This is a genomic window from uncultured Thiocystis sp., assembly GCF_903866365.1.
Lineage (GTDB): Bacteria > Pseudomonadota > Gammaproteobacteria > Chromatiales > Chromatiaceae > Chromatium.
The window spans coordinates 1-4,301 of the sequence record NZ_CAIPNF010000041.1; the positions used below are offsets into that span (position 1 = coordinate 1).

At 63.3% G+C, this 4,301-nt stretch carries 3 protein-coding genes and 2 pseudogenes; 3 read left to right on the forward strand and 2 right to left on the reverse strand.

Annotated features, from left to right (window positions below; all coding sequences use genetic code 11):
* Both QZY07_RS02340 and QZY07_RS02345 read right to left on the reverse strand, forming a co-directional pair.
* Nucleotides 1–628: pseudogene (locus tag QZY07_RS02340) on the reverse strand (ISKra4 family transposase); the annotation flags it as partial.
* 537 nt (nucleotides 629–1,165) lie between these two features.
* Nucleotides 1,166–1,992, reverse strand: a pseudogene (locus QZY07_RS02345) (transposase); the annotation flags it as partial.
* A 334-nt stretch (nucleotides 1,993–2,326) separates the two neighbouring features.
* Here QZY07_RS02345 and QZY07_RS02350 point away from each other — a divergent pair.
* From QZY07_RS02350 to QZY07_RS02360, 3 genes are all read left to right on the forward strand, one after another.
* Complete coding sequence (locus QZY07_RS02350) at nucleotides 2,327–2,998, forward strand: uracil-DNA glycosylase family protein (RefSeq protein WP_295399494.1); 672 nt, start codon at nucleotides 2,327–2,329, stop codon at nucleotides 2,996–2,998.
* Nucleotides 2,999–3,202: 204 nt separating this feature from the next.
* Nucleotides 3,203–3,559 (forward strand): hypothetical protein, encoded by a 357-nt coding sequence (locus QZY07_RS02355; protein WP_295399495.1) that lies wholly within the window; start codon nucleotides 3,203–3,205, stop codon nucleotides 3,557–3,559.
* A gap of 18 nt (nucleotides 3,560–3,577) precedes the next feature.
* The gene (locus QZY07_RS02360; protein ID WP_295399496.1) at nucleotides 3,578–4,201 is read left to right on the forward strand and encodes a hypothetical protein; all 624 of its coding nucleotides are present in this window, start codon (nucleotides 3,578–3,580) and stop codon (nucleotides 4,199–4,201) included.
* Nucleotides 4,202–4,301: the final 100 nt, after the last annotated feature.

Here is a 4,301-nt window from a genome sequence, read left to right on the forward strand (position 1 = left end):
CGGGGGCGTAGAGCGAGACGCTGCCGACCATCGCCTCGCGCCAGCCCGCCTCCTTCATGGCGAGCATCGCGCCATCGAGGCTGATGGCGACCGTGGCCACGGCCCGATCAAGGTCCGGGAGGGCGTACTCCCAGTGCTCCTCCTGGGCCTCGGCAATCCCGCCGACCCAGTCGGCGACATTCTGGACATAGGAGGCCGCGATCTGGCGGCCATGGTTCTCCCGCAGATCCGCGCAGACGGCATGGACGTGGGTCTGCGCGTACTTATGCGAGAGCTGCTGGGCAAAGCGTGGGGTGGCATGGCGGATGATGCGCGCCGCCGCCTCCAGCGGACAGTAGATCCGCCCGCCTTTGGAGGTCTGGTAGACGTTACGTACGATCTCCACCTCGCCGTAGGGCGTCTGGTATTTCTTCGGCGTGGCGCAACGCTTGGTCCATTTGATCGCGTCCAGGACGATCGGCGCGCCGTCGGTGTCGAAGCGCTTGAGCGCCTCGGCGCTCGCCAACATTCCCACGGCGTTACACGCCTCCTGGATGCGCGCTTCGGCCTCGAGCAACGTCCCGCTCAGATTGACCTTGACGTGAATGGTGACTTCATCGCCGCTGCACGCGATTCGCTCTGCTGCCATTGCCTGATCCCCCTGTCCGCCGTTGAGCCATCGGGTCAGTATCGTTGATTCTCACATTTTTGCAAGGCAACACCCGGCTGGAGTTACGGCTTGTCTTCTCCACGCGCCCTTCCAGCTCCTTCAACCGACTCTCCAGGCTCACCACGGCCTCAAACAACAGCCGAATCAGCGCGTCTTTCTCCGCGTGACTCATACCGTCGAGCTCGGCTTGTGTCGGGCACTGTAGATTCATCCGTTTAGCATAACTCGGTCGGGGGGAGCCTGAGTAGTTACAAATAAAATCAACCACTATGGACTACAAATCCATAGTTTGAATTGCGGACTGAAAGTCCTTGTCCGCAGACTTCACTGCGGACTGAAGAAGATAAGGAATCGCTGCGCGATGCCGAATTTTGACAGCAGAGCTTTCCTCAGGAAAGCCATTACTAAAAGTCTTTGCACTAAAGTGCATAGTTTTTACTAGCCCGGATATTTCATAGACCTGTGGGCAGGTCCAGAAACCGACGATCTTGGTGGGGTTCAAAGGCGATTCAGTCGCTAGGAGGGGGGGCGACGCGGGCGGAGCGTCTTTGCCGGGCCGTTCGATGGCCGTTGCAGCTTGACGCGATCCTTATCCTGCAAGACGCGCACGGCGATCTTGAACCGTTTCAACATCACCGTGGCCGGTTGCGCCTGGGCTAGTTCGGTGTGGACCAAGAGATTGGTCCGCAGCGCGTGGTGCAGAACGTCGGCCCCGCAGGCGAAGAACAGGCGCAGGTGGTTGGCCAGAAAGCGATGGTCGGAGGTGCGATCGCTGGCCAGAGCGTTCTTGAGCATCTTGATGACGTTTTCGTCCTGACTGCGGGCGCTGTCGAGGTCACGAGAGAGACACTCGGGCGAGGGTAGATCCAGCGAGGTCACCACAAAGCGGGGGTTGTCCTCGAAGTCCATCACGTCGGCCTTGAGGATGACGCGAAACGCCTGGGGCCAAGTCCCGGCAGCGTACTCCAGCTCATGATCGGAGCGGGTCCTGGTTGGCAGGGGTTGGTCGAGACGACGGGCATTTTCACCGCGCACCGCCTGACGTTGACGGTTGGTGTTCAAAAAGGGGGTGGCCAGCGGCGAGAGCACCCGATTGCCGGCCAGTCCAAAAATGAAATCGGTGTGTCCATCGGCCAGCGCAAGCGTTATCCGCTCCGGGTTGGCGAAATGGCGATCCCCACGCAGGATCAAGTGGGTGTCGGGCCAGGCCGCGCGCCGCCGCTGCAACACCCGCTTGAGGAGCATGGCGTTTTCGGCGCCGGTGGGACGCTTGCCGGGGCGCAGCGCGGCGGTGATGAACGTCCCCGAGAGCCCTCGAACAGAAACAACGGCAAATAACAGTGACGCTGATCGTCGTGATTGTCAACGCTGAACGCCTGGTGGCACGGCGCTGATCCATGCCATCTGCGCCGACGGCGAGTATGGGGTCGAGATTGAGCTTGAGGATGTCTGGCCGCACGCGGATGCCGGCCCGGACCGGGTCCAGGCGCTGGGCGCCGCAGTCGATCGCTATTCGCGCCTGATCGCCCGCCTGGGTTTCCTGCGCTCGCGCGAATGCTATCCGCATCCCTGGTTCGGCCCCCTGACGGCGCGTCAGTGGCATGCGCTGGCGGCGATCCATAACCGCACCCATCGTATTCAGATCGAGAAGATCGTGCGACGGCTGAACTGAATCCCGTGCCGATCGTCGACCGCGAGGAAACTGACGGGCCGCTTCGGCTGGACGCCCTGCTGAGACTGCATGCCGACCTGGAAGCCTGCCGCCGCTGTCCCGGCATGCAGGGACCGCCGGTGCATAGCACCGCCGTCCTGTCGCCGGCGATGGTGATCGGACAGGCCCCCGGCACCCGCGAAATCGAACAACTGCGACCCTTTTGCTGGACCGCCGGCAAGACCCTCTTCGGCTGGTTCGCGTCGATTGGCCTGGACGAAGCCGCCTGTCGCGAGCGCCTCCTGATCAGCGCGGTCTGTCGCTGTTTTCCCGGCAAGAATCCCAAGGGCGGCGACCGCGTGCCAGATCGCGGCGAGGTCGAACGCTGCGCCGGCTGGTGGCGCACCGAAATGGACCTGCTGCGCCCACGTCTGATTATCCCAGTCGGTAAGCTCGCCATCGCGCAAGTGATGGAATTCAAACTGTTGAACGAGGTGATTGGTCAGCAATGGCCCTATCGGTCAGAGAGAGGCTGGACCGCCGACATCATCCCGCTACCGCATCCCTCGGGTGCCTCCACCTGGTTCAAGGTGGAGCCCGGACGGACCCTGCTCGCGCAGGCGTTGGAGCGGATTGCCGCGCATCCCGACTGGTTGTGGATCGTGCACGAACCGTCGGCGGAGGACGCCGACGACTGACGGAGAAGAACCCGCAGCTGCTTGCATTATTGGAGCAATTGGTTGAGCCGACGACGCGCGGTGATCAGGAATCGCCGTTACCGTTACGCTGGACGTCAAAAGCACACGGCAACTGGCCGATGTGCTGCGAGGGCAGGGTGTCTCATCACCTATCACTTTCTGGCAAACTGTGACGCTGAGGTCATGTTGAGGTGATTGGAGATCATGGGAAGCGTCAAGCGATTGGCGGATGAAGTGGCGCGCGGGCTGCGCGAGGTGCACCCGGGCCTGCGCAAGACGGTCGTGAGCAAGCTGGCGCTGGCGGTCGGGGCGATGCTCGAAGGGCAAACGCCGAACACGGTGGAGTTGGCCAATCTGCTGCCCTTGGAGACCGAGCGGCAAGACCTGCGCGAGCAATGGCTGAGGCGTTTGCTGAAAAATCCGCTGGTGTGTCCGGCGGACGTGCGGGAGCCCATGGCGCGGGCGGAACTGGCGAAGGCGGCCAGCCACGGCCAGACGGTGTGGTTGAGCCTGGACCAAACCGATGTGGGGGATCGGAGGGCGCGGCTGGTGGTGGCGTGACGGAGTGGTGATCGCGCGTTGCCGTTGGCTTGGCGGGCCGAGGAAGGAGCCGCCAATCTCGGGTTTACGGCCCAGCGAGCGGTGTTGGAGGCGATCCTGGCGTGGCTGCCGGCCGGGACGCGGGTGCTTCTGTCGGCCAATCGGTTCGATCCCTCGACGGCGCTGTTCGAGTGGCTCCAGGCCCAGGGATGGAGCGACCGGTTGCGCCTGAGGGGCAACGTGCTGGCGGACACGGGCCAGGGCGATGAGACGACGACCGGCGCGCTGGCGCAGGGCGTGACCGAACGTTACCTCACGGGTGTACGCCTGTTGGCGAGGGGGGTGATCACCAACCTCGGGATCCTGCATGAGGACGGCCATCCCGAGCCGTGGCTCATTGCCATGGACGCCACGCCCACGCGAGCGACCGTCTTGGACGATGCCGCGCGCTGGGCCATCGAACCGATGTTCTCCGACTTCAAGGGCCGGGGCTTCAACCTGGAGGATTCGCAACTGCAGCATGCGGACCGCTTGGAGCGCCTGGTGCTCATCATGGCCTTAGCCATGTACTGGTGCGTCCGCGTGGGCCGCGACGAGGCGCTGAACCATCCGACACCACTCGAAAAAAACTACAGCAGCAAACCGGGCTCACCCGTGAGCTAAACTCTTAGCAGTGAGGGACTTAGCGAACGGGAGGTGGATCATGGGCGGCAAGACGCGACGTGCGGAGGCGACTGAGGAGCGGCGGTTGCGTCCGGAAACG

Coding starts and splice junctions, on each gene's coding strand:
- QZY07_RS02355 (WP_295399495.1), top strand. CDS start 3,203: ATGGGAAGCGTCAAGCGATTGGCGGATGAAGTGGCGCGCGGGCTGCGC.